Source organism: Actinomadura alba (genome assembly GCF_014323705.1).
In the GTDB taxonomy this organism is placed as follows: Bacteria; Actinomycetota; Actinomycetes; order Streptosporangiales; family Streptosporangiaceae; genus Actinomadura_C; species Actinomadura_C alba.
In genome coordinates this window covers 98,066-117,122 of the sequence record NZ_JABVEC010000024.1, presented here as the reverse complement: position 1 = coordinate 117,122, position 19,057 = coordinate 98,066, and the positions used below count along the sequence as shown (strand labels likewise).

Annotated in this window: 20 protein-coding genes; 13 read left to right on the top strand and 7 right to left on the bottom strand. The window is 72.1% G+C overall.

Translation table 11 applies throughout. The features are described from left to right. On the top strand, positions 1 to 291 hold a 291-nt coding region (locus HKK74_RS27515), incomplete at its 5' end, for a hypothetical protein (protein WP_187246256.1). A 154-nt stretch (positions 292 to 445) separates the two neighbouring features. On the opposite strand, the gene HKK74_RS27510 is transcribed toward HKK74_RS27515, so the two are convergent. Next, entirely contained in the window at positions 446 to 949 is a 504-nt protein-coding gene (locus HKK74_RS27510) for a hypothetical protein (RefSeq protein ID WP_187246255.1), read from the bottom strand. A gap of 185 nt (positions 950 to 1,134) precedes the next feature. On the opposite strand from HKK74_RS27510, the gene priA reads away from it, so the two are divergent. Together priA and hisF are read left to right on the top strand one after the other, a co-directional pair. After that, positions 1,135 to 1,854 (top strand): bifunctional 1-(5-phosphoribosyl)-5-((5-phosphoribosylamino)methylideneamino)imidazole-4-carboxamide isomerase/phosphoribosylanthranilate isomerase PriA, encoded by a 720-nt coding sequence (gene priA / locus HKK74_RS27505; RefSeq protein WP_187246254.1) that lies wholly within the window; start codon positions 1,135 to 1,137, stop codon positions 1,852 to 1,854. After that, positions 1,851 to 2,654 (top strand): imidazole glycerol phosphate synthase subunit HisF, encoded by an 804-nt coding sequence (hisF, locus tag HKK74_RS27500; protein ID WP_187246253.1) that lies wholly within the window; start codon positions 1,851 to 1,853, stop codon positions 2,652 to 2,654. The genes priA and hisF overlap by 4 nt, the downstream gene beginning before the upstream one ends. 124 nt (positions 2,655 to 2,778) lie before the next feature. Here hisF and HKK74_RS27495 read toward each other — a convergent pair whose 3' ends face one another. The 6 genes from HKK74_RS27495 to HKK74_RS27470 all read right to left on the bottom strand — a co-directional run bounded on the left by HKK74_RS27495 (position 2,779) and on the right by HKK74_RS27470 (position 11,152). Next, entirely contained in the window at positions 2,779 to 3,930 is a 1,152-nt protein-coding gene (locus HKK74_RS27495) for an acyl-CoA dehydrogenase family protein (protein WP_187246252.1), read from the bottom strand. Between the two features lie 206 nt (positions 3,931 to 4,136). Beyond that, complete coding sequence (locus HKK74_RS27490; RefSeq protein WP_187246251.1) at positions 4,137 to 4,475, bottom strand: hypothetical protein; 339 nt, start codon at positions 4,473 to 4,475, stop codon at positions 4,137 to 4,139. 52 nt (positions 4,476 to 4,527) lie between these two features. Continuing rightward, positions 4,528 to 5,895 carry a glutamine synthetase family protein gene (locus HKK74_RS27485; RefSeq protein WP_187246250.1) on the bottom strand — a complete coding sequence of 456 codons (1,368 nt, stop codon included), beginning with the start codon at positions 5,893 to 5,895 and terminating at the stop codon, positions 4,528 to 4,530. A 155-nt stretch (positions 5,896 to 6,050) separates the two neighbouring features. After that, the gene (locus tag HKK74_RS27480) at positions 6,051 to 7,295 is read right to left on the bottom strand and encodes a hypothetical protein (RefSeq protein ID WP_187246249.1); all 1,245 of its coding nucleotides are present in this window, start codon (positions 7,293 to 7,295) and stop codon (positions 6,051 to 6,053) included. A gap of 93 nt (positions 7,296 to 7,388) precedes the next feature. After that, positions 7,389 to 9,254, bottom strand: coding sequence for an ABC transporter ATP-binding protein (locus HKK74_RS27475; protein ID WP_187246248.1), 1,866 nt, complete (start codon positions 9,252 to 9,254; stop codon positions 7,389 to 7,391). After that, positions 9,251 to 11,152 (bottom strand): ABC transporter ATP-binding protein, encoded by a 1,902-nt coding sequence (locus HKK74_RS27470; protein ID WP_312881824.1) that lies wholly within the window; start codon positions 11,150 to 11,152, stop codon positions 9,251 to 9,253. The genes HKK74_RS27475 and HKK74_RS27470 overlap by 4 nt, the downstream gene beginning before the upstream one ends. A gap of 132 nt (positions 11,153 to 11,284) precedes the next feature. Here HKK74_RS27470 and HKK74_RS27465 point away from each other — a divergent pair, with 132 nt between their 5' ends. From HKK74_RS27465 to HKK74_RS27420, 10 genes are all read left to right on the top strand, one after another. Then, positions 11,285 to 11,956 carry a TIGR03085 family metal-binding protein gene (locus tag HKK74_RS27465; RefSeq protein ID WP_312881823.1) on the top strand — a complete coding sequence of 224 codons (672 nt, stop codon included), beginning with the start codon at positions 11,285 to 11,287 and terminating at the stop codon, positions 11,954 to 11,956. Positions 11,957 to 12,363: 407 nt separating this feature from the next. Next, positions 12,364 to 12,570, top strand: a complete 207-nt coding sequence (locus HKK74_RS27460; protein WP_187246247.1) for a cold-shock protein — start codon at positions 12,364 to 12,366, stop codon at positions 12,568 to 12,570. Positions 12,571 to 12,724: 154 nt separating this feature from the next. Further along, on the top strand, positions 12,725 to 13,099 hold the full coding sequence (gene hisI, locus HKK74_RS27455) for a phosphoribosyl-AMP cyclohydrolase (protein ID WP_187246246.1): 375 nt from the start codon (positions 12,725 to 12,727) through the stop codon (positions 13,097 to 13,099). A 10-nt stretch (positions 13,100 to 13,109) separates the two neighbouring features. Next, on the top strand, positions 13,110 to 13,772 hold the full coding sequence (locus tag HKK74_RS27450) for a Trp biosynthesis-associated membrane protein (RefSeq protein ID WP_187246245.1): 663 nt from the start codon (positions 13,110 to 13,112) through the stop codon (positions 13,770 to 13,772). Positions 13,773 to 13,813: 41 nt separating this feature from the next. Then, positions 13,814 to 14,473 (top strand): winged helix-turn-helix domain-containing protein, encoded by a 660-nt coding sequence (locus HKK74_RS27445; RefSeq protein WP_187246244.1) that lies wholly within the window; start codon positions 13,814 to 13,816, stop codon positions 14,471 to 14,473. 129 nt (positions 14,474 to 14,602) lie between these two features. Next, complete coding sequence (locus HKK74_RS27440; RefSeq protein ID WP_187246243.1) at positions 14,603 to 15,031, top strand: DUF2752 domain-containing protein; 429 nt, start codon at positions 14,603 to 14,605, stop codon at positions 15,029 to 15,031. Between the two features lie 238 nt (positions 15,032 to 15,269). Continuing rightward, the gene (trpC, locus tag HKK74_RS27435; RefSeq protein WP_187246242.1) at positions 15,270 to 16,076 is read left to right on the top strand and encodes an indole-3-glycerol phosphate synthase TrpC; all 807 of its coding nucleotides are present in this window, start codon (positions 15,270 to 15,272) and stop codon (positions 16,074 to 16,076) included. Positions 16,077 to 16,171: 95 nt separating this feature from the next. After that, positions 16,172 to 17,410, top strand: a complete 1,239-nt coding sequence (gene trpB / locus HKK74_RS27430; RefSeq protein WP_187246241.1) for a tryptophan synthase subunit beta — start codon at positions 16,172 to 16,174, stop codon at positions 17,408 to 17,410. 86 nt (positions 17,411 to 17,496) lie between these two features. Continuing rightward, the gene (gene trpA, locus HKK74_RS27425) at positions 17,497 to 18,312 is read left to right on the top strand and encodes a tryptophan synthase subunit alpha (RefSeq protein WP_187246273.1); all 816 of its coding nucleotides are present in this window, start codon (positions 17,497 to 17,499) and stop codon (positions 18,310 to 18,312) included. Positions 18,313 to 18,478: 166 nt separating this feature from the next. Beyond that, positions 18,479 to 19,009: a MauE/DoxX family redox-associated membrane protein gene (locus HKK74_RS27420; RefSeq protein WP_246492025.1), complete on the top strand. Its 531-nt coding sequence runs from the start codon at positions 18,479 to 18,481 to the stop codon at positions 19,007 to 19,009. The last annotated feature ends 48 nt before the right edge of the window (positions 19,010 to 19,057 follow it).

The following is a 19,057-nucleotide window of genomic DNA, read 5'->3' as shown; positions in this document are numbered from 1 at the left end:
GCCACCGTCCGGGCGGAACGCGAGGCGGAGGAGGCCAGACGGCGCGAGCGCCGGCGGCGCTTGACAGAGCTGCTGCCGCGACCGGTGCGGCCGGTTCGGTACGCCCGTCAGACCGGCATCCGGGCCCGCCGGCGCAGGACGCAGAACGCCGGGGTCGTGGTCCTGTTCCTGCTGGTCCAGGCGGCGGCGTGGCTGTACTTCCCCTCCTGGACCGCACGGTTCGCGGTGCTGGTCCTCACAATCCTGCTCCTGCCCGTCTTCGTCACCCTCGCCTTCGACCGCCGCGGCTGAGCCGGCCGGCCACCGGGCTGCCGGGGCGGCTGCCGGGCTGCCGGGCGGCCGCGGCGGCTGCCCGCGGCGGACGGCTGGGACGGCTGGGGACGCGGCGACGAGGTTCCAGATCCCCCGGGACGCTCGACCTGCTCATCCCATCGCCGCGTCCGTCTCATCGCGGCGACCGTACGGCCGCCGCGTGGACCGGGCGAACTCGCTCAGCGGGCTCGCCCGGCGCGCGGACCACGGTAGACGGTGGACCGGGCCGTCCGCGTGGCCCGGGCACCCGGCCCGGCGTGGGCCGGGCCGTCAGCAGGTCGGTGATCGGCCATCGGCCCCACCCGGCCAGGGCCACCGCGACGACGACGCCCAGCGCCAGGAGGTCGGAGCCGCCGTGCCATCGCAGCTCACCGGTCTGATCGACCAGGAAGCCCAGATACATCGACCAGGCCATGCCGGCGGTCAGCACGGCGCCCGGCAGGTTCCGGATCGCCGTCGCGAAGCCGCCGACGATCAGCGCCAGGACCACCAGCCGGGTCGTGGTCTGGTACGGCGGCGCGGCCAGCGCGGCGACCACGCAGCCCGTCACGGAGGTCCCGAATCCCGCGGCCAGCGCGAAGCCCAGCGGGCAGACGCCCCGGCCGGGCTGGTCCGCCGTTCCCTCGTGAATCACCATGACCGGCCCTTCTCGACGGGTGCCGTGCCGTCCGGTGCGGCGGCCCCGACTACGAGGAGAACACCGATCAGTGATCGTTTGAGTCTCCTTGACGAGATCCATACGCTGGTCGGGCGGCTTTTGACGGGTCCCGTACACGAGCGGCGGACGCCCGGCCGGCGGTCCGGGCTCGATAGGCTTCGGGCATGACGCTCACGCTCCTTCCCGCGGTCGACGTCGCCGACGGCCAGGCCGTACGCCTGGTCCAGGGCGAGGCCGGTACCGAGACCTCCTATGGCAGTCCGCTCGAGGCGGCCCTCGCCTGGCAGGGCGCGGGCGCGGAGTGGATCCATCTCGTCGACCTCGACGCGGCGTTCGGGCGGGGCTCCAACCGGGAGCTCCTCGCCGAGGTGACCGGCAAGCTCGACGTGAAGGTGGAACTGTCCGGCGGGATCCGCGACGACGACTCCCTGGCGGCGGCTCTGGCCACCGGGTGCGAGCGGGTCAACATCGGCACCGCCGCGCTGGAGGACCCCGAGTGGTGCCGCAAGATCATCGCCTCGCACGGTGACCGGATCGCGGTCGGGCTCGACGTCCGCGGCACCACCCTCGCCGCCCGCGGCTGGACCGAGGAGGGCGGCGACCTGTGGGAGGTGCTCGCCCGGCTGGAGGCCGACGGCTGCCCTCGCTACGTCGTCACCGACGTCACCAAGGACGGCACGCTGCGCGGCCCCAACCTCGACCTGCTCAGGGAGGTGTGCGCGCGTACCGGCAGGCCTGTGATCGCCTCGGGCGGGGTGTCGTCGCTCGACGACCTGCGCGCCATCGCGATCCTGGTGCCGGACGGCGTCGAGGGCTCCATCGTCGGCAAGGCCCTCTACGCGGGCGCGTTCACCCTGGAAGAGGCCCTGGAGGCGGTGTCATGATCGCAGCCACCGGGGTCGCGGTGCGGGTCATCCCGTGCCTGGACGTCGACGCCGGCCGGGTCGTGAAGGGCGTCAACTTCCGCAATCTGCGCGATGCGGGTGATCCGGTCGAACTCGCCCGCCGTTACGACGCCGAAGGCGCCGACGAGCTGACCTTCCTGGACATCACGGCGTCGAGCGCGGAGCGGTCGACCATGTACGACGTGGTGAGCCGGACCGCCGAGCAGGTGTTCATCCCGCTGACGGTGGGCGGGGGAGTCCGGACGGTCGACGACGTGGACCGGCTCCTGCGGGCGGGTGCCGACAAGGTCTCGGTGAACACCGCCGCGATCGCGCGGCCCGAGTTCCTGCGCGAGGCGGCGCACCGGTTCGGGTCCCAGTGCGTCGTCCTGTCGGTCGACGCCCGCCGTGCCCCGGGCCCCCCGTCCGGGTACGAGGTGACCACGCACGGCGGCCGCGAGGGCACCGGCATCGACGCGATCGAGTGGGCGGCGCGGGCCCAGGAGCTCGGCGTCGGAGAGATCCTGCTCAACTCGATGGACGCCGACGGCACCAAGAGCGGTTTCGACCTGGAGATGCTGCGTGAGGTCCGGCGGGCCGTCACCGTGCCCGTCATCGCCAGCGGCGGCGCGGGCGCGCTCGAACACTTCGCGCCGGCCGTCGACGCGGGGGCCGACGCCGTGCTCGCCGCGAGCGTCTTCCACTTCGGCGACCTGCGGATCAGCGCGGTCAAGGACTCCTTGCGGGCGGCGGGCCATCCGGTTCGTCAGATCCGGCCGATTCCGTCGCGCGAGCTCTGATCGCACCGGAGGAGGGCGCCGCGGCGAAGCTCGCGGTGACGAGCCCCGAGGGGCGACCGGTCGCCCCCCGCGTCCTTGCCGAGGCCCGCTCCACGCGGGCCGCGGCACGGTCATGTCGTCAGGGTCATCCCCTGGCGCCGCGTGCGAGGTCGCGGCCGATGACCATCCGCTGGATCTGGTTGGTGCCCTCGAAGATCTGCATCACCTTCGCCTCACGCATATAGCGCTCGACCGGGTAGTCGCGGGTGTAACCGTTGCCGCCGAGCACCTGCACGGCGTCGGTGGTGACCTTCATCGCGGCGTCGGTGGCGACGAGCTTGGCGATCGACGCGGCCCGGCTGTACGGCAGGCCCCGGTCACGGCGCCTGGCGGCGTCGAGATAGGTGGCGCGGGCCGACTCCACCGCGGCCGCCATGTCGGCCAGCAGGAACGCCAGCCCCTGGTGCTCGATGATGGCTCGCCCGAACTGCCTGCGGCCGCCGGCATAGGCCACGGCCTCGTCCAGCGCCGCCTGGGCGAGGCCGACCGCGCACGCCGCGATGCCGAGACGGCCGGAGTCGAGCGCCGACAGGGCGATCGGGAAGCCCTGGCCCTCGACGCCGATCAGCCGATCGGCCGGCACGCGCGCGCCGTCGAAGTGCAGCTGGGTGGTGGTCGAGCCGGTCAGGCCCATCTTGCGCTCCGGTGGCCCCGGCGTCATCCCGGCCATCTCGCCGTCGATGAGGAAGCAGCTGATCCCCCGCGTGCCCTCATCAGAGGTGCGGGCGAAGAGCGCGTAGAAGTCGGCCTCGCCGCCATGCGTGATCCAGGACTTGCCGCCGGTGACGACGTAACCGTCCCCGTCCCGGACTGCGCGGGTGCTCAGCGCGCCCGCGTCGGATCCGGCCTGTGCCTCCGACAGGGCGTACCCGCCCAGGAGTTCACCGGCGAGCAGTTCGGGCAGCCGCTCGCGCTGCCGCTCGGAGCCGAACGCCGCCAGCGGGTGGCAGGACAGTGAGTGCACGCTGACCCCCACGGCGACGGACTCCCAGGCCGACGCCAGCTCCTCCAGCACCTGGAGGTAGACCTCGTAGGGCTGGCCACCGCCGCCCTGCTCTTCCGGATAGGCCAGCCCGAGCAGCCCGGACCGTCCGAGCAGCCGGAAGATCTCCCGGGGGAACTCCGCCCGCTCCTCGGCCGGCGCGGCGCGGGGCGCGAGTTCGGCGGTGGCGATCTCACGTGTCAGCGCCAGCAGTTCCTCGGCCTCGGACGAGGGCAGAACGCGGTCGGCAGGCATGGTGCACCTCTCACTGTCACGCCGGACGCGGCGTAACAGACATAACAAACTTAACGGGCGTATTGGATGAACAGGGCCTCGCGGGCCCGACCTGGTCGTCCGCCGACCAAGGTACGCGCCCGCCGGGGCGGCGATGATCGCGGCCCGCTCGTCAGCTCATCGGAGCGGTGACCCGTCCCCGGCGGGCGGCATGGGACGTGGCGTGCTCAGCCGCCGCCGCCCTGGGAGATCTTGACGACCACGTTGTCCTGGGTGACCGACTGGACCGAGACGTTGAAGCCCTCGGCCTGCTCCTCCCCGTTGACGGGGACGGTCACGGTCTGGCCGGCGACATTGAGGGTGACCTGGTCGCCTTTCACGCCGACCAGCTCGGCCTTGACACCGAGGATGGAGGCGCTCGCGTCCACGCCCCGGTCGAACGTCACGGTGCAGGAGTTGATCGAGCAACTGGTGTCGGTTCCCTCGCCGCCGCACCCGGTGACGGTGCCGAGGGCCAGGAGGGCGAACGGGACGGTGACGAGAACGCGGCGAAGAGGGGAGATCATGAAGCCGAGTCTACGGTGCGCGGTCGTGGTCGAGCTCGATCGGTGAGCCGGCTCAGAACCTGGCGAAGTGGTGGAAGCACTCGAAGGCGGCGTCATGCCCGGCGAACTCCGCGATGTCGGAGCGCTTGACGGCCAGGTAGGCCTCGCGCCGCAGCGGCCCCAGGGCGTCCATGAGCAGCGGGTCGCCCTCGAGCGCGTCCAGGGCCTCCTCCAGCGACACCGGCAGGCGCCGGACGCCGCGCCGCTCACGCTCCTCGTCGGTCAGCGTGGCCGGATCGACGCCCACCGCCTCGCCCGGGTCGGTCCGGTTGCGCACCCCGTCGAGACCGGCGTGGATGTAGGCGCCGAGCGCCAGATACGGGTTGGCGCCGGAGTCCGACGGCTTCAGCTCCAGGTTCGTGGAGCCGGCCACGTCGTCGCCCATGGGCGAGCAGATCCGGACGGCCGCCTCCCGGTTGTCCATGCCGTAACAGGCGTAGGCGCTGGACCACGCGCCCGGCACCAGCCGGCGGTAGCTGTTCACCGTCGCCGCGGTGAACGCCATGAGGGCGGGCAGGTGCGCGAGCAGGCCGCCGATGAAGTGATAGCCGGTCTCGGAGAGGCCGTGCGGGTCGCCGCCGTCGTGGAAGAGGTTGCGGGACCCGTCGAGCGACCACAGGGACGCGTGCAGGTGGCACCCGTTGCCGATCTGGTCGGGAATGGGCTTGGCGGCCATGGACGCCCAGAGACCCCGCTGGAACGCCAGGGCCCGGACCGTCTCGCGGTAGAGCACATGGTTGTCGGCCGCGCGCAGCGCCGGCGCGTGCCGGACCGAGAGCTCCTGCTGACCATGCCCGTACTCGGGGTAGTAGAGCTCGGGTTCGAGCCCCTGTGCCTGCAGCGCCCGTACGAGGTCCAGGGCGAACTCGTGCGCGAGGTGGAACCCGGTGGCGGAGTAGCAGGCGCTGTCGTCGAGCGGCTCCAGCCGGTCCGGCCCGCCCGCCGGGCCCGGCACGCGGCGGCCGAGTGTGAACTCCGGTTCGAAGGCGGCCCGCAGGGCGGTGCCGTCGGCGGCCAACTCGGCCACCGCGTCCTTCAGGAAGGTGCGCGCACACGCCTCCCAGGGGCGCCCGTCCAGCCGTACGAGGTCGGCGCACATCGCGGCGGCGCCCGGCGCGTAGGGCAGCATCGTGAACGTCGAGGGATCGGGCACGATCCGGACCTCGCCGACCGGGCCGGCGCCCTCCACGGGCTGCAGCAGGTCGAGCATGGACATCGCCATCATGCCGACGGTATGGCCGATCCCGCTGCGCATCCGCTGGCCCAGCCGGGTCAGCGTGGTGGCCTTGCCGCGGATCACGCCGTCGTGGTCGGCATAGAGGAACCTGATGAGTTCGGCGTTCTCGACCGTCGCCCGCTCGACCACCCGCTGTTCACCCATGCTCCCTGGTTAACACGGGCGCGGGCGCCCGTACAGGGCACATCCGCGGGCCGCCGCGCCCGGCGCACGTTCGCATGGGAGCCGCGCGGTCACCCTCGGAGGGGCGCGTCCCGGCCGCCGAGCCGGCGCGTCGACCCGTGGGGCGTCGGGGAGCGTCAGAGACGAAGCGCCGCCGCGGATCGCACGTCGGCGTCCTCGGCGGCGCAGCCGGACAGGCGGCGGATCCGCAGCATGTTGTCGTCGCTCGGGGGAGCGGTGGCGACCGCCGCGCGCCGGACGTCCTCCTCGCAGTCCCAGAGCCCTTCGGTGGCGTAGGCCTCGGAGGTGTAGGGAGCGGTCCGGGCGAGGGCGGCCAGCAGGCGCGGTCGCAGATAGGCGTATTCCGACTCGGTCCAGGTCTTCTTCAGCAACGGGACGGCCGCGCCCGAGCGCAGCCGCCCCAGGCCCTCGATGGGGCTCGCGGCGGCACCCCAGTTCCGCTCGGTGAGGGCGGTGTCGAGATCGCCCAGCAGCGCGGGCACGTCCTGCTCGGTGCCGTGCCGGGCGAGCACGGAGATGCCCACGTCGAAGCAGCCGGACCGGCGGGCGATCCAGATCCGGGCTCGGGGCACCGCGAGCGCGCCGAGATCGCGTATCGCGTGGCACACCGCTCCGCCGTAGCGTCCGGGTTGCCCGCGCAACAGCTCCTCGGCCAGGTCGAGCAGGGCGGGGCTGCGGCGGCGCCCGAGCTCGAGGATCGCCGCGACCGCCGAGTCGCCGGAATGCCTCGCCTGCTCCAGAAGCTCGGCGTCGGACCGCCCCGAGGTGTCCGGGCGCGCCGCGCAGCGGACGCCCGGACGGCCGGCGGCCTCGTGCTCGGCCACGGCGGCGGCGATCCGGGGCTGCCGGCGTGCCCAATCACGGATGACCGGGTTGTCCGGCTCGGCGACGAGCCAGCGGAGATCGTCGTCGTTACAGCGGGCCACGGCGATCTCGTCGAGGCCGCCGGCGAGCGCCGGGTCGCCGACCGAGCTGAGCGCGTGCAGGGCGTCGTACCAGTGCGTGCCCTCCTCGGCGTATCTCCTCAGCGGCCCGGCGGCCTCGCGGCGGCTCAACCGCAGCAGATCGGCCAGAACGTCGATGGCCAGCGAGTCACGCCAGAGATCGGTGTCGGCCGGTCCGCCGGGATCGGCGAGATGATCGGCCACGGGACCGATGGAAAGTTCCAGGTCGACGATGAGCCTGGCGTAGAAGAGGCTGCGGGACTCGACCTGGCGATCCCAGCGAGGATCACTGCGGATGCAGTCGTAGACGAACTCGCCCGCGCCCGGTCTCGCCGCCGCTCGCCGGGCGGCCCGGCCCAGGCCGCGCTGCAGTTGCCCGTGCAGCGTGTCAGCTGGTTGCATCACGACCTTGTCCATGTGTGCAGGATGCGCACTCGACAACATAACGGGCAAGCCCTTTATGGTGCGAGCTTGGGCAGGGCCAGGGAACGGAACGCCCGGAGGCCCGGCTCACACCCGGCGCTGCGCGATCCACGACTCGTGCAGATCCGCGTAGACGCCCGGCTCGCCGACCAGTTCGGCGTGCGGGCCGCGCTGCACGATGCGCCCCTGGTCGAACACGATCACCTCGTCGGCCGCCTCGGCCGTCGACAGGCGGTGCGCGATCGAGATGGCCGTACGACCGCGGGTCACGCCGTCGAGCGCACGCTGGATCCGCACCTCGGTGGCCGGATCCACCGCGGAGGTCGCCTCGTCCAGGACCAGCAGGTCGGGGTCGGCGATGTAGGCGCGGGCCAGCGCCACGAGCTGCCGCTCGCCCGCCGACAGCGACTCGCCCCGCTGGCCGACCGGGGTGTGCAGGCCGCGGGGCAGCCCCTCGAGCCAGTCGGTCAGCCCGAGCTCGGTCAGGGCGAGACGGATGTCGTCGTCGCTCGCGCCGGGTCGCCCGTAGCGGATGTTGTCGGCGATGCCGGCATCGAACAGGAAGCCGTCCTGCGGCACCATCACGATCCGCTCTCGCAGGGACGAGAAGCGCACCGTGTCGAGGGGGACATCGTCGATCAGCACCCGGCCCGAGGTCGGATCCATCAGCCGGGTCAGCAGCTTGGCGAAGGTCGTCTTCCCCGACCCGGTCTCGCCGACGACCGCGACCCGCGAGCGCGGGGCGATCTCGACGCTGACCTCGTGCAGCACGGTGGGGCCCGACCGCGCGGCCCGGTCCGCGAACGCCTTCTTCTCCGGCGCCTTCCCTCCTTCTGGGTTCGCCTCCTCGGAGTGCGCCGGGTAGGCGAACGAGACGTTCTCGAACCGCACCTCGATGGGCCCCCTCGGCAGATCGCGCCCTGCCGGTCCCGGGTCGGCGACGTCGGGAGTGGTGTCCAGCACTCCGAGCACGCGGCGCCACCCGGCGATCGCGTTCTGCGCCTCGTTGAGCACCTCGGTGGCCACCTGCATGGGCCCGACGAACAGGGTGACGAGGAACAGGAAGGCCACCAGCCGGCCCGCGGTGAGATGCCCGCCCACGCCGAGCAGGGTGCCCGCCACCACCACGCCGGCGGTGGCGACCGCGGCGACCAGCTCGCTCACGGGAAAGGTCAGCGCGACCAGGCCCTGCGCCCGGACCTGTGCCCGCTGGTGCAGGCCGACGGACTCGTCGACCCGCTGGGCGGTGCGCCCCTCGGCGGCGTACGCCCGGATCACCGACGCGCCGACGACCGACTCGCTGACCGCCGACAGCAGGTCGCCGACCCGTTCCCGCACCGTGGTGTACGCCCGGGAGACCAGGCGCTGGAAGTGGCGCAGCGCGAGCGCCAGCGGCAGGAACGACACCCACACCAGCAGGGTGAGCTGCCACGAATAGACGGCCATCAGCACACTCGCCACGACGAGCTGGCCCAGCGACACGATGATCATCAGTCCGCCCCACTGCATGAACTGACTGATCTGGTCGACGTCGCCGGTCACGCGCGAGACCAGCGCGCCGCGCCGCTCGCCGCTCTGAGTGAGCATCGACAGGTCGTGGACATGCCGGAAGGCCCGCACGCGCAGTGCGGCGAGGCCCGTCTCGGTCGTCCTGTACAACCGGACGTTCATTGCGTACGCGCACAGCGCCGTCACCAGGACCGCCACCGCGCACACCAGCACGGCCGTGCGGATGAAGGCGATGTCCGGCTCGCCCCCGTGCGCGGTCACCGGGCGCAGCCCCTCGTCCAGTGTCTGCTGTACGGCGACCGGCACCACGATCCGGCCGATCGTGGCGACCAGGGCGAGGGCCAGTGTGCCGGCGAGCCCGGCGCGGAACTCCGGGCTGAGCCGCAGTCCCCGGCGCAGAGTGCTGAGCGCTCCCTCTCGCTGGGCGACGTCGTTCAGGCTCACGCCAGTGCCTCCTCGTCCTCCGCGGCGGCCTGCTCCGCGGCTCGTCTCTCCTCGTCCGCGCGCTCGTACGCGTTGACCAGATTGCGGTAGCCGGTAGAGCGGGCCAGCAGCTCGGCGTGGCCGCCTTGGTCGGCGACCCGGCCGTGTTCGAGGTAGACGATCTCGTCGGCCAGCGAGATGGTCGCCTTGCGGTAGGCCACCACGACGACGGTCGCGGCGGTCTCGCGCAGGCCCCGCAGAATGCGGGTCTCGACCTGTGGGTCGACGCTGGAGGTCGCGTCGTCCAGTACCAGGAGCCTGGGCCGGCGCACCATCGCCCGGGCGAGGGCGAGCCGCTGCCGCTGGCCGCCCGACAGCGTCGCGCCGCGTTCGCCGACGCGGGTGTTCAACCCGCTGGGCAGCGCCGCGACGAACCCGTCGGCCTGGGCGACGCGCAGCGCCTCCCAGACCGCCTCGTCCGGCACCTCCAGGCCCAGCGTCACGTTGCCGCGCACTGTGTCGTCGAACAGGAACGCCTGCTGCGGGACGAGGGCGGCGGTCGCCGCGAGACCGCCCTGCCGCAGGTCGCGCACGTCCACGCCGTCGAGCAGCACCGTGCCGGCGGCCGGGTCGACCAGCCGTACGAGCAGGCCGGTCAGCGTCGACTTGCCGGATCCGGTGGGCCCGACCACGGCGACCGTGCCGCCCGCCGGGACGGTGAAGGACACATCGCGCAGCACCGGCCCGCCGCCGTCATCACCGGCGTCGTCTCCGCCGCCGCGCCCCTTGCCGCGTGCGCCGTCACGCGTGCCGTCTTCGTCTGGGTGATCGCGACTTGGGGCGTCGTAGCCGAAGCGCACCTCGCGGACCTCCAGCGAGGCGGCGGTGTCGCCGTCCAAGGTCCGCGTGCCGTGCGGCAGCGAGCCGGTCGCGTCCAGCACACCGCGCACCCGCTCCCAGCCGACGACGCTGCGCGGAACCTCGGCGAGAACCCAGCCGAGTGCCCGGATCGGCCAGGCGAGAAGAGTGAACAGGTAGGCGACGTGCACCAGGTCGCCCGCGTGGATCGCGCCGTGCTCGAGCCGGATCGAGCCGATGAGCAGCACGGCGAGCACGCCGAGGTTGGGCATGGCCTCGAGCAGGGGGTCGAACAGCCCCCTCACCCGGCCGACGGCCACGTTGGCGTCGCGGAGCCTCTCGGCCCGGGCCGCGAAGCGCTCGGTCTCGATCTGCTCCCGGCCGAGCGTCTTGATGACCAGCCCGCCCTCGAAGCTCTCGTGCGCCACCTCGCTGACCTCGGCCCGCAATTGCTGTGCCCGCGCGGCGATGGGGGACAGCCGCCGCTGGTAGACGACGTTGAGCAGCGCGATCGCGGGGAAGACCAGGAAGCCGACGATGGCGATCACCACGTCGGCGAGCAGGATGGAGGCCGCGGCGATCACGAGCATGAAGAGCACGCCCACGGCCATCGGCAGCGGTGCGATGGGCGCCCAGACGGCCTCGACGTCGGCGTTGGCGTTGGACAACAGCTGGCCGGTGGGGTGCCGGTGGTGCCAGGCCAGCGGCAGGCGCAGGTACTGCCGGGTGACCGCGCGGCGGTACGTCGCCTGGAGGCGGTACTGCATGAGGCCCGCGAAGAACCGGCGGCCGGCGACCCCCAGGGCCTTCAGGAACGCCACTCCGGTGATGGCGAGCGCGCCCGCGGTGAGCGCGCCGGCCGTGGTCCGGCCGTCGCGGAACGCGGGCAGCACGATCTCGTCGGTGGCCCAGCCGAGCACCCATGCGGTCGCCACCGTCATGGCCGCGTAGAGCGCGCTGGCGATGACCGACAGTGTGAAGATCCGGGGCTCCGCCCGGATCGCGACGGCGAGCACCCGTAGCCCTTCCCGCAAAATATTGCGGTCTGCCGCCTTCTGCACGAGGTTCCTCCGAACGATGGAAGCTTGAGACTGCTCATGCCTACCATCCGGAGACGTCCGCTTATTCCCGCCATGATGCGGTCTGTGGCCCACCCACGCACCAGCAGGGCCTGAGGGCTTAGCATCTCGGGCGTGAGCGCCTCCTCGAATCCGGCGTCCGGGCCGTCGCCGGCGCCCGGCCTGGCGCGGGCGGAGCGGCTGGCCCTCTGCGACCTGATGGCGCGGCTGGGCCCGGACGCGCCCACCGGATGCGCGGGCTGGACGACGGCCGATCTGGCCGCCCATCTCGTCATCCGTGAATACCGGCCGGACGCTGGGCCGGGGATCCTGTTCCGCCCACTGAGCGGCTACACCGAACGCGTCCGTCTCGCGGTTAAGGACTCGACCCCATTCCCACAGATGCTTGACCGGATCCGGGAGGGGCCGCCGAAAGCCTCGCTCTGGCGCCTGCCAGGGATGGACAAAGCGGGCAACTCCGTTGAGTACTTCGTGCACCACGAGGACGTCCGGCGCGCCCAACCGGACTGGCGGCCGCGCTCCCTTCCCCCGGACGCCGAGGAACGGCTGTGGCGACGGTTGAAAATGGCACGATTTGTTCTGCGTAAAGTGCAGGTCGAGGTCACCTTGGTACGGCCTGACGGCAAGACGATACGAGTCAGCAAGGGCGCCGGGCAGGCTCGGGTGCACGGCCCGGTCGGCGAGCTGATGCTCTGGGCACTGGGGCGGGGCGAAGTCGCCCAAGTGCGCTTCACCGGTGCGGCCGACGCCGTGCGGGCTCTAGCGGACGCGCGCTGGAGCCTTTGACGCGAACCCTGCCCCCGCTTGGCCGCAACGCGGCTCGCGCGGCTCGCGGGGGACGGTCCTCGGTGAAGCGCGCATCGGTGCTCGGCCGCCCGACTCGGAGCCCTTCCCGTGGCCCGTCTCTACGGGACCGCCGCTCGCCGATACGTCGCCTATTGTCAAGGTTAGAGCGCCGGTTTCCGGTCGGGGAATCGCGTTCTTCTGTTTCCCCGCTTAAGGCGCAAGCGATGATACGGTGGTGCCGTCGGTTGCAGTCGTGGTTCTCGATCGTTTGACTCAGGCGCCCGCGGACTGATGGCAGCGGGCGTTTTGGTTTTCCAGGGGCCGTACCCGGAAGACGAGAACGTTGCGCAGTGACCGCACTGGGCTCACGAGGTGTGCGCCCAAAGTTTTGCCGCAAGGAGAAAGACATGGCCCAGCAGGGCACCGTGAAGTGGTTCAACGCTGAGAAGGGCTTCGGCTTCATCGCTGTCGACGGCGGTGGTCCGGACGTCTTCGTGCACTACTCGGCGATTCAGTCCTCCGGTTACCGGACTCTCGACGAGAACCAGCGTGTCGAGTTCGAGGTCACACAGGGTAACCGGGGTCCGCAGGCCGACCAGGTCCGCCCCCTGTAAGTCTCCAGTCGTCGAAAACGGGGCCCGTACCGATCATGGTGCGGGCCTCGATTTCGTGCGGCGAGGCGTCTTCTCCTGCCCTGTTCGGTGTCATCGGCCGGTCTCCGGCGATGCGATGCGGGGCCGGCCGGGTCGAGGCGGCAGAATGGACCGCATGTCCGTACGCTCGTCCGACCTGGACCCCAAGATCGCCGATCGGCTGAAGCGCACCGCCGACGGTCTCGTTCCCGCCATCGCCCAGCAGTACGACACCGGTGAGGTGCTCATGCTCGGCTGGATGGACGACGAGGCGCTCCATCGCACGCTGACCACCGGCCGCTGCACGTACTGGTCCCGCAGCCGCCAGGAGTACTGGGTCAAGGGCGACTCGTCGGGTCACCAGCAGTGGGTGAAGTCGGTGGCGCTCGACTGCGACGGCGACGCCATCCTGGTCAAGGTCGACCAGGTCGGTGCCGCCTGTCACACCGGCGACCGCACCTGCTGGGACGCCGACGTGCTCGATCCCGTCGTCGGCACCCGGCCGGAATGACCAGGTCGTCGTGAGCCCCCGCCGGGAGTTCGCCACCGCGGCCCTGATGTGCGCCGTGGGGGCCGGCTCGGCCGTCGTCGCCGGTGGCCGCTCATGGGCGACCGTCCGGGCCACGGACACGATCACCCCTCTCTCGCAGCACGTGACGGGGCGCGAGCTCACGGCCGTCGCCCTGGCGCTGGGCTGGGCGGGACTCGCCGGGCTGGCCGCGCTGTTCGCCACGCGCGGCAGGGTCCGCGCCGCGGTCGGCTGCCTGCTGGCGCTGTTCGGCGCCGGCATCGGCTACGCCTCCGCGACGGCCGTGCGCGATACGAACGTGCTGCGCGTCGCGGCGGAGAAGAGCCCGATGCTGCGGCTGGACGGTGACGCCGTCGTGCAACCGGCCGCCTGGTGGATCGTGTCCCTGGCGGGCGGCCTGCTGCTCGCCGCGGCCGGTGTGATCATCCTGCTCCGGGGTGCCCGCTGGCCCGGCATGTCCGCGCGCTACGAGACCGCCGGCACCGGCGGGGCGCGCGAGGGGACGCCGCCCGGCCCGCCGCGCGCGGGAGCGACCACGCGGCCGCAGGACGGTGACGCCTCGACCCTCTGGAAGTCCCTGGATCGCGGAGAGGACCCCACGCTCACCCCAGCGGACCGGGATGATGGAGGCGCGCGGGAGAAGGAGGAGCATTGATGTCCGGCGGGAACCCCACGCCCCCAAAGGGCTAGGGCACGGTGGTCGATGAGGACGGGCGCGTGCTGGTGGTCGAGCACGATCCCGGCGTCGCCGAACTGGAACGGCTGTATCTGACCCGGGAGGGCTTCGTCGTCGACGTCGAGCCCGAGCCCGCGGACGCCCCCGCGGCCGCGGCCCGGATCCGGCCCGACATCGTGGTGCTCGACGTGTCCGCACCGGGCGTACGGCCGGCGGAGCTCTACCGCCGGGTGGCCGAGGCGGCCCATCCGGCTCCGATCATCTGCGTGCACTCGCCCGACACCGACCAGGGCGAGCTCGGCGAGTACCGGGTGAGCCGGCCCTTCGGCCCTCGGCTCCTGGTGGCCGCCGTGGCCGACGCGCTGCGCCGGCGTGACGCCGGCGACGGTGCCGACGTGCTGCGCATGGGAGCGGTCACGCTCGACCCGCAGACCCGTTCCGTGAGCGTACCGGGCGGCCCCGCGGCGCTGACCGCCACCGAGTTCGACCTGCTCGCCTTCTTCATGGCCAACCCGGGCCGGGTCTTCACCCGGGAACAACTGCTCGACGCGGCGTGGGCGCCCGGCGCCAGCGCGGGCACCCGCACGGTCGACGTCCACATCGCCCAACTGCGCGCCAAGCTCGGCGCGGCCAGCCCCATCCGCACGGTGCGGGGCGTCGGCTACGCCGCCGACCTGTGAGATCCGCCGAACCCGGAAGGGTGGGGCGGCCGGGCGCGGCGGGCGCGATGGGCGATGGGCGGTGGGGACAGGGGCGGACGAGCGCGGTCCCGGCATGCCCGGCGACGCCATGGAACGTAGGCTGGGCGGGTGGCCCAGACCCGTGTTCCGACCCGGCCCCGGCGGTGGCGCGCGCTGGCGGCACCGCTCGCGCTGCTGGGCGCGGTGACGGCGGCGACCGCGTACGTGGCCGCGGTCGACCCGAACGAGGCCGGGCACTACCCCACCTGCCCCTTCCTGTGGGCGACCGGCCTGTACTGCCCGGGTTGCGGATCCATGCGCATGGTGCACGCGCTCGCCCACGGTGACGTCGGCGAGGCCTTCGGCCGCAACCCGCTCGCCCTCCTGCTGCTCCCGGTGCTCGGCTACCTGTGGTGGCGATGGCTCACCGCCGCGGCCGCCGACCGGCCGGTGAGCGCCAGGCTCGTACGGCCCGCGACGGCCTGGGCCCTCGGCGCGTTGCTGATCGCCTACTGGATCGCGCGGAACCTTCCCGTCGGTCACGCACTCGCGCCCTAGCAGGCAGGCCATGGTCGGCGGCGGCCGCCCGGACCGTCCTCCCCGCCTCTTCCGCCTCCCGGGTGCGGAGGCGGGTCGGCCCTCCGGATACGATCGGTGAACGCAAGGACCGCTTTCCGCTGACGAGGGGACCCGACCCAGTGAGCGACGTGACGAGCCGCCAGGTGAGGAACGGAGCGAACAGTTTGGTACAGCAGTGCTGCGAGCGTGTCGATGAGCCGCTAGGTGAGGTGGGCGTGTGAGCGTGCTCGACGACATTCTCGAAGGCGTGCGGGCCGATCTCGAAGAGCGGCAGCGCGCGATCTCGCTGGACGCGCTCAAGGAGATGGCCCGCCACGCGCCCTCCCCGCTCGACGCGATCGGCGCGCTCAGGTCCGAGGGCGTCTCGGTCATCGCCGAGGTGAAGCGCAGCAGCCCCTCCAAGGGAGCTCTCGCTGCCATCGCCGACCCGGCCGCGCTCGCCCGCGACTACGAGGCCGGCGGAGCCAAGATCATCAGCGTGCTCACCGAACGTCGCCGGTTCGGCGGCGGCCTCGACGACCTGGCCAACGTGCGCAACAGCGTCGACGTCGCGGTCCTGCGCAAGGACTTCATTCTCACCTCCTACCAGCTCTGGGAGGCGCGCGCCTACGGCGCCGACCTCGTGCTCCTCATCGTCGCGGCGCTGGAGCAGCCGGCCCTTGTGTCGCTGGTCGAGCGTGCCGAGTCGATCGGGCTGACCCCGCTCGTCGAGGTGCACACCGAGGACGAGGTCGAGCGGGCCGTCGACGCGGGGGCCAAGGTCATCGGGGTCAACGCCCGGGACCTCAAGACCCTCAAGGTCGACCGCGGCGTCTTCGCCCGGATCGCCCCGCTGATCCCCAGGAACATCATCAAGATCGCCGAGTCGGGAGTGCGTGGGCCGCACGATCTGCTCGCCTACGCCTCCTCCGGCGCCGACGCCGTCCTCGTCGGCGAGAGCCTCGTCATCGGCAAGAACCCGCGTGCCGCCGTCGCCGATCTGGTCGCGGCGGGTGCGCACCCGGCGCTCCGGCAGGGCAAGTAGGATCAGCCCTATGCCGCAGCCGCGTGAACGATGGCGTGCCTATCCGCTGTACCACTGACCGGATAGGCCCCTTCAAGCACGACAGGACAACATCGATGACCATCGACGCCGCGCGGCGTGATTTCGCCGTGCCCTCAGAGAGCGGCCACTTCGGCCGGTTCGGCGGCCGGTTCGCCCCCGAGGCCCTCATGGCCGCGCTGGACGAGCTGACCGTCGAGTACGCGACCGCGAAGGGCGATCCGAAGTTCCAGGCGGAGCTGACCGACCTCCTGGAGAACTACGCCGGCCGCCCAAGCCCGCTGACCGAGGCGAAGCGCTTCGGCGAGCACGCGGGCGGGGTCCGGATCCTGCTCAAGCGCGAGGATCTCAACCACACCGGCTCGCACAAGATCAATAACGTGCTCGGCCAGGCGCTGCTGACCCGCCGCATGGGCAAGAAGCGCATCATCGCCGAGACCGGCGCCGGCCAGCACGGTGTGGCCACCGCGACCGCGGCGGCGCTGCTCGGCCTCGAGTGCGTCGTCTACATGGGCGAGGAGGACACCGTCCGGCAGGCCCTCAACGTCGCCCGCATGCGGATGCTCGGCGCCGAGGTCGTCTCGGTCAAGACCGGCAGCCGCACCCTCAAGGACGCGTGCAACGAGGCGTTCCGCAACTGGGTTTCCACGGTCGACGGCACGCATTACTGCATCGGCTCGACCATGGGCCCGCACCCGTTCCCGATGATGGTCCGCGACTTCCAGCGGATCATCGGGGTCGAGACCCGCCGGCAGGTGATCGACCTGACCGGGTCCCTGCCCGACGCCGTGGTGGCCTGCGTCGGAGGCGGGTCGAACGCGATGGGCATCTTCCACGCCTTCATCCCGGATACCGACGTGAAGCTCTACGGTTTCGAGGCCGGCGGCGACGGAGTCGGCACCGGCAAGCACGCCGCCACACTGGTCGGCGGATCCGTCGGGGTCATCCACGGCATGCGCACCTACCTGCTGCAGGACGAGGACGGGCAGACCATGGAGACGCACTCGGTCTCGGCCGGGCTGGACTATCCCGGGGTCGGCCCCGAGCACTCATGGCTGCACGACACCGGCCGCGCCGTCTACCGGGAGATCAACGACGCCGAGGCCATGGACGCGTTCTCGCTGCTGTGCCGCACCGAGGGCATCATCCCGGCGATCGAGTCGGCCCACGCCCTCGCCGGCGCTCTGAAGGTCGGCCGCGAACTCGGTGCGGACGCCACCGTCGTGGTCAACCTCTCCGGGCGCGGCGACAAGGACATGCACACAGCGGCACAGTGGTTCGGGCTCATGGACGAGGAAGCGGGAGCGGGCCGGTGAGCGGGCACGAAGAGCCGGCGGGCGGGCGTGACGGCCGCGCCGAGACGGTGAGCGGCGGCCTCGGGGCCGGCCCGGCGCGCGGTGGCGTGGCCGGGGCGTACGAGAAGGCGGGGGCCGAGGGCCGCGCGGCGCTCGTCGGCTACCTCCCCGCCGGATTCCCCTCGGTCCAGGGCGCGATCGACGTGGCGACCGAGATGGTGCGGGCCGGGTGCGACGTCATCGAGATCGGCCTGCCCTACAGCGACCCGCTGATGGACGGCCCGACCATTCAGGACGCCGTTCACCAGGCGCTCGTCGGGGGTGTGCGGATCTCCGACGTCTTCCGCACGGTCGAGGCGGTGGCGGCGACCGGTGCGCCGACGCTGGTCATGACGTACTGGAACCCGGTCGACCGGTACGGTGTCGACGCCTTCGCGAGGGACCTGAGATCGGCGGGCGGCGCCGGCCTGATCACCCCCGACCTCGCCCCCGAAGAGGCCGGAGACTGGCTCGAGGCCGCCGAGACCCATGACCTCGACCGGATCTTCCTGGTCGCGCTGAGCTCCACCGACGAACGCATCCAGAAGATCACCGGGGTGTGCCGCGGCTTCGTGTACGCGGCCTCGCTCATGGGCGTCACCGGTGCCCGCAGCGTGGTCGACACCGGTGCCGCGCGCCTGGTCGAGCGGACCCGCAAGGTCATCTCCGACCGTCCCCCGGGTGCGCCGCGCCTGCCGATCGGCCTGGGACTCGGCGTGGGCACCGGCGATCAGGCCGCCGAGGTGGCCGGGTTCGCCGATGGGGTCATCGTCGGCTCGGCGTTCATCCGCAGGCTGCTCGACGCCCCGTCCGAACAGGCGGGTCTGGACGCCGTACGCGAGCTCACCGCCGAACTCGCCGAGGGAGTGCGCCGGGGACGGTGAGACGCCGGTCCCCGGGGCATCGTCGACATCGGCTCGTGGAACCCGGCAGGATTTGGAACCACGTTCTGACGTCGCGCTTATGTCACGCGGCGTAAGGTACGTCGCGCCGGGGCGCGCACGGGCGCAGCCCGGTCCGTCCCGGCCGGCCGATGGAGACGAGGAGACGATGGCGATCAAGGAGACGATGGCGATCGAAGACGCCGCGGTTCCCGACGCCGGCGGCGCCTGGACCAAGGCGCAGCCCTGGATCACGACGGCCGGCCGCGTGGGTCTGGCCGGCGTGCTCGGCTACGCGGGCTGGGCGAAGGTCACCGAGCCCCCGGCGCTGCAGAAACTCGCCGTTTCCTCGTACCAGATCCTGCCGGATAGTCTGGTGGCACCGGTCGGCTTCGGTCTGCCCATCCTCGAGCTGGTGCTCGCCGTGCTGCTCCTACTGGGTTTCGGCACCCGCTTCACCGGCGCGTTCTCCGGCCTGCTGATGATCATTTTCATCGGCGGGATCATCTCGGTCTGGTCACGTGGACTTTCGATCGACTGTGGATGTTTCGGTAGTGGAGGGGCCGTCGAACAGGGCCAGACACGCTATCTTCAGGAGATCTTGCGAGACACCGGATTCCTTGCCCTCGCGGCCTGGATCACGGCGTTCCCCCGCAGCAAGCTCGCGTTGGACCGCCTGCTCGGACTGTACAAGGACTGACTTCGCCGGCCGGAGCCGTAACGCACCGGCGGACCTGTGCGCCGGGCC

Coding starts and splice junctions, on each gene's coding strand:
- hisF (WP_187246253.1), top strand. CDS start 1,851: ATGATCGCAGCCACCGGGGTCGCGGTGCGGGTCATCCCGTGCCTGGAC.
- HKK74_RS27485 (WP_187246250.1), bottom strand. CDS start 5,895: ATGGGTGAACAGCGGGTGGTCGAGCGGGCGACGGTCGAGAACGCCGAA.
- trpB (WP_187246241.1), top strand. CDS start 16,172: ATGACCATCGACGCCGCGCGGCGTGATTTCGCCGTGCCCTCAGAGAGC.
- hisI (WP_187246246.1), top strand. CDS start 12,725: ATGTCCGTACGCTCGTCCGACCTGGACCCCAAGATCGCCGATCGGCTG.
- HKK74_RS27495 (WP_187246252.1), bottom strand. CDS start 3,930: ATGCCTGCCGACCGCGTTCTGCCCTCGTCCGAGGCCGAGGAACTGCTG.
- priA (WP_187246254.1), top strand. CDS start 1,135: ATGACGCTCACGCTCCTTCCCGCGGTCGACGTCGCCGACGGCCAGGCC.
- HKK74_RS27420 (WP_246492025.1), top strand. CDS start 18,479: ATGGCGATCAAGGAGACGATGGCGATCGAAGACGCCGCGGTTCCCGAC.
- HKK74_RS27460 (WP_187246247.1), top strand. CDS start 12,364: ATGGCCCAGCAGGGCACCGTGAAGTGGTTCAACGCTGAGAAGGGCTTC.
- HKK74_RS27510 (WP_187246255.1), bottom strand. CDS start 949: ATGGTGATTCACGAGGGAACGGCGGACCAGCCCGGCCGGGGCGTCTGC.
- HKK74_RS27480 (WP_187246249.1), bottom strand. CDS start 7,295: ATGGACAAGGTCGTGATGCAACCAGCTGACACGCTGCACGGGCAACTG.
- HKK74_RS27490 (WP_187246251.1), bottom strand. CDS start 4,475: ATGATCTCCCCTCTTCGCCGCGTTCTCGTCACCGTCCCGTTCGCCCTC.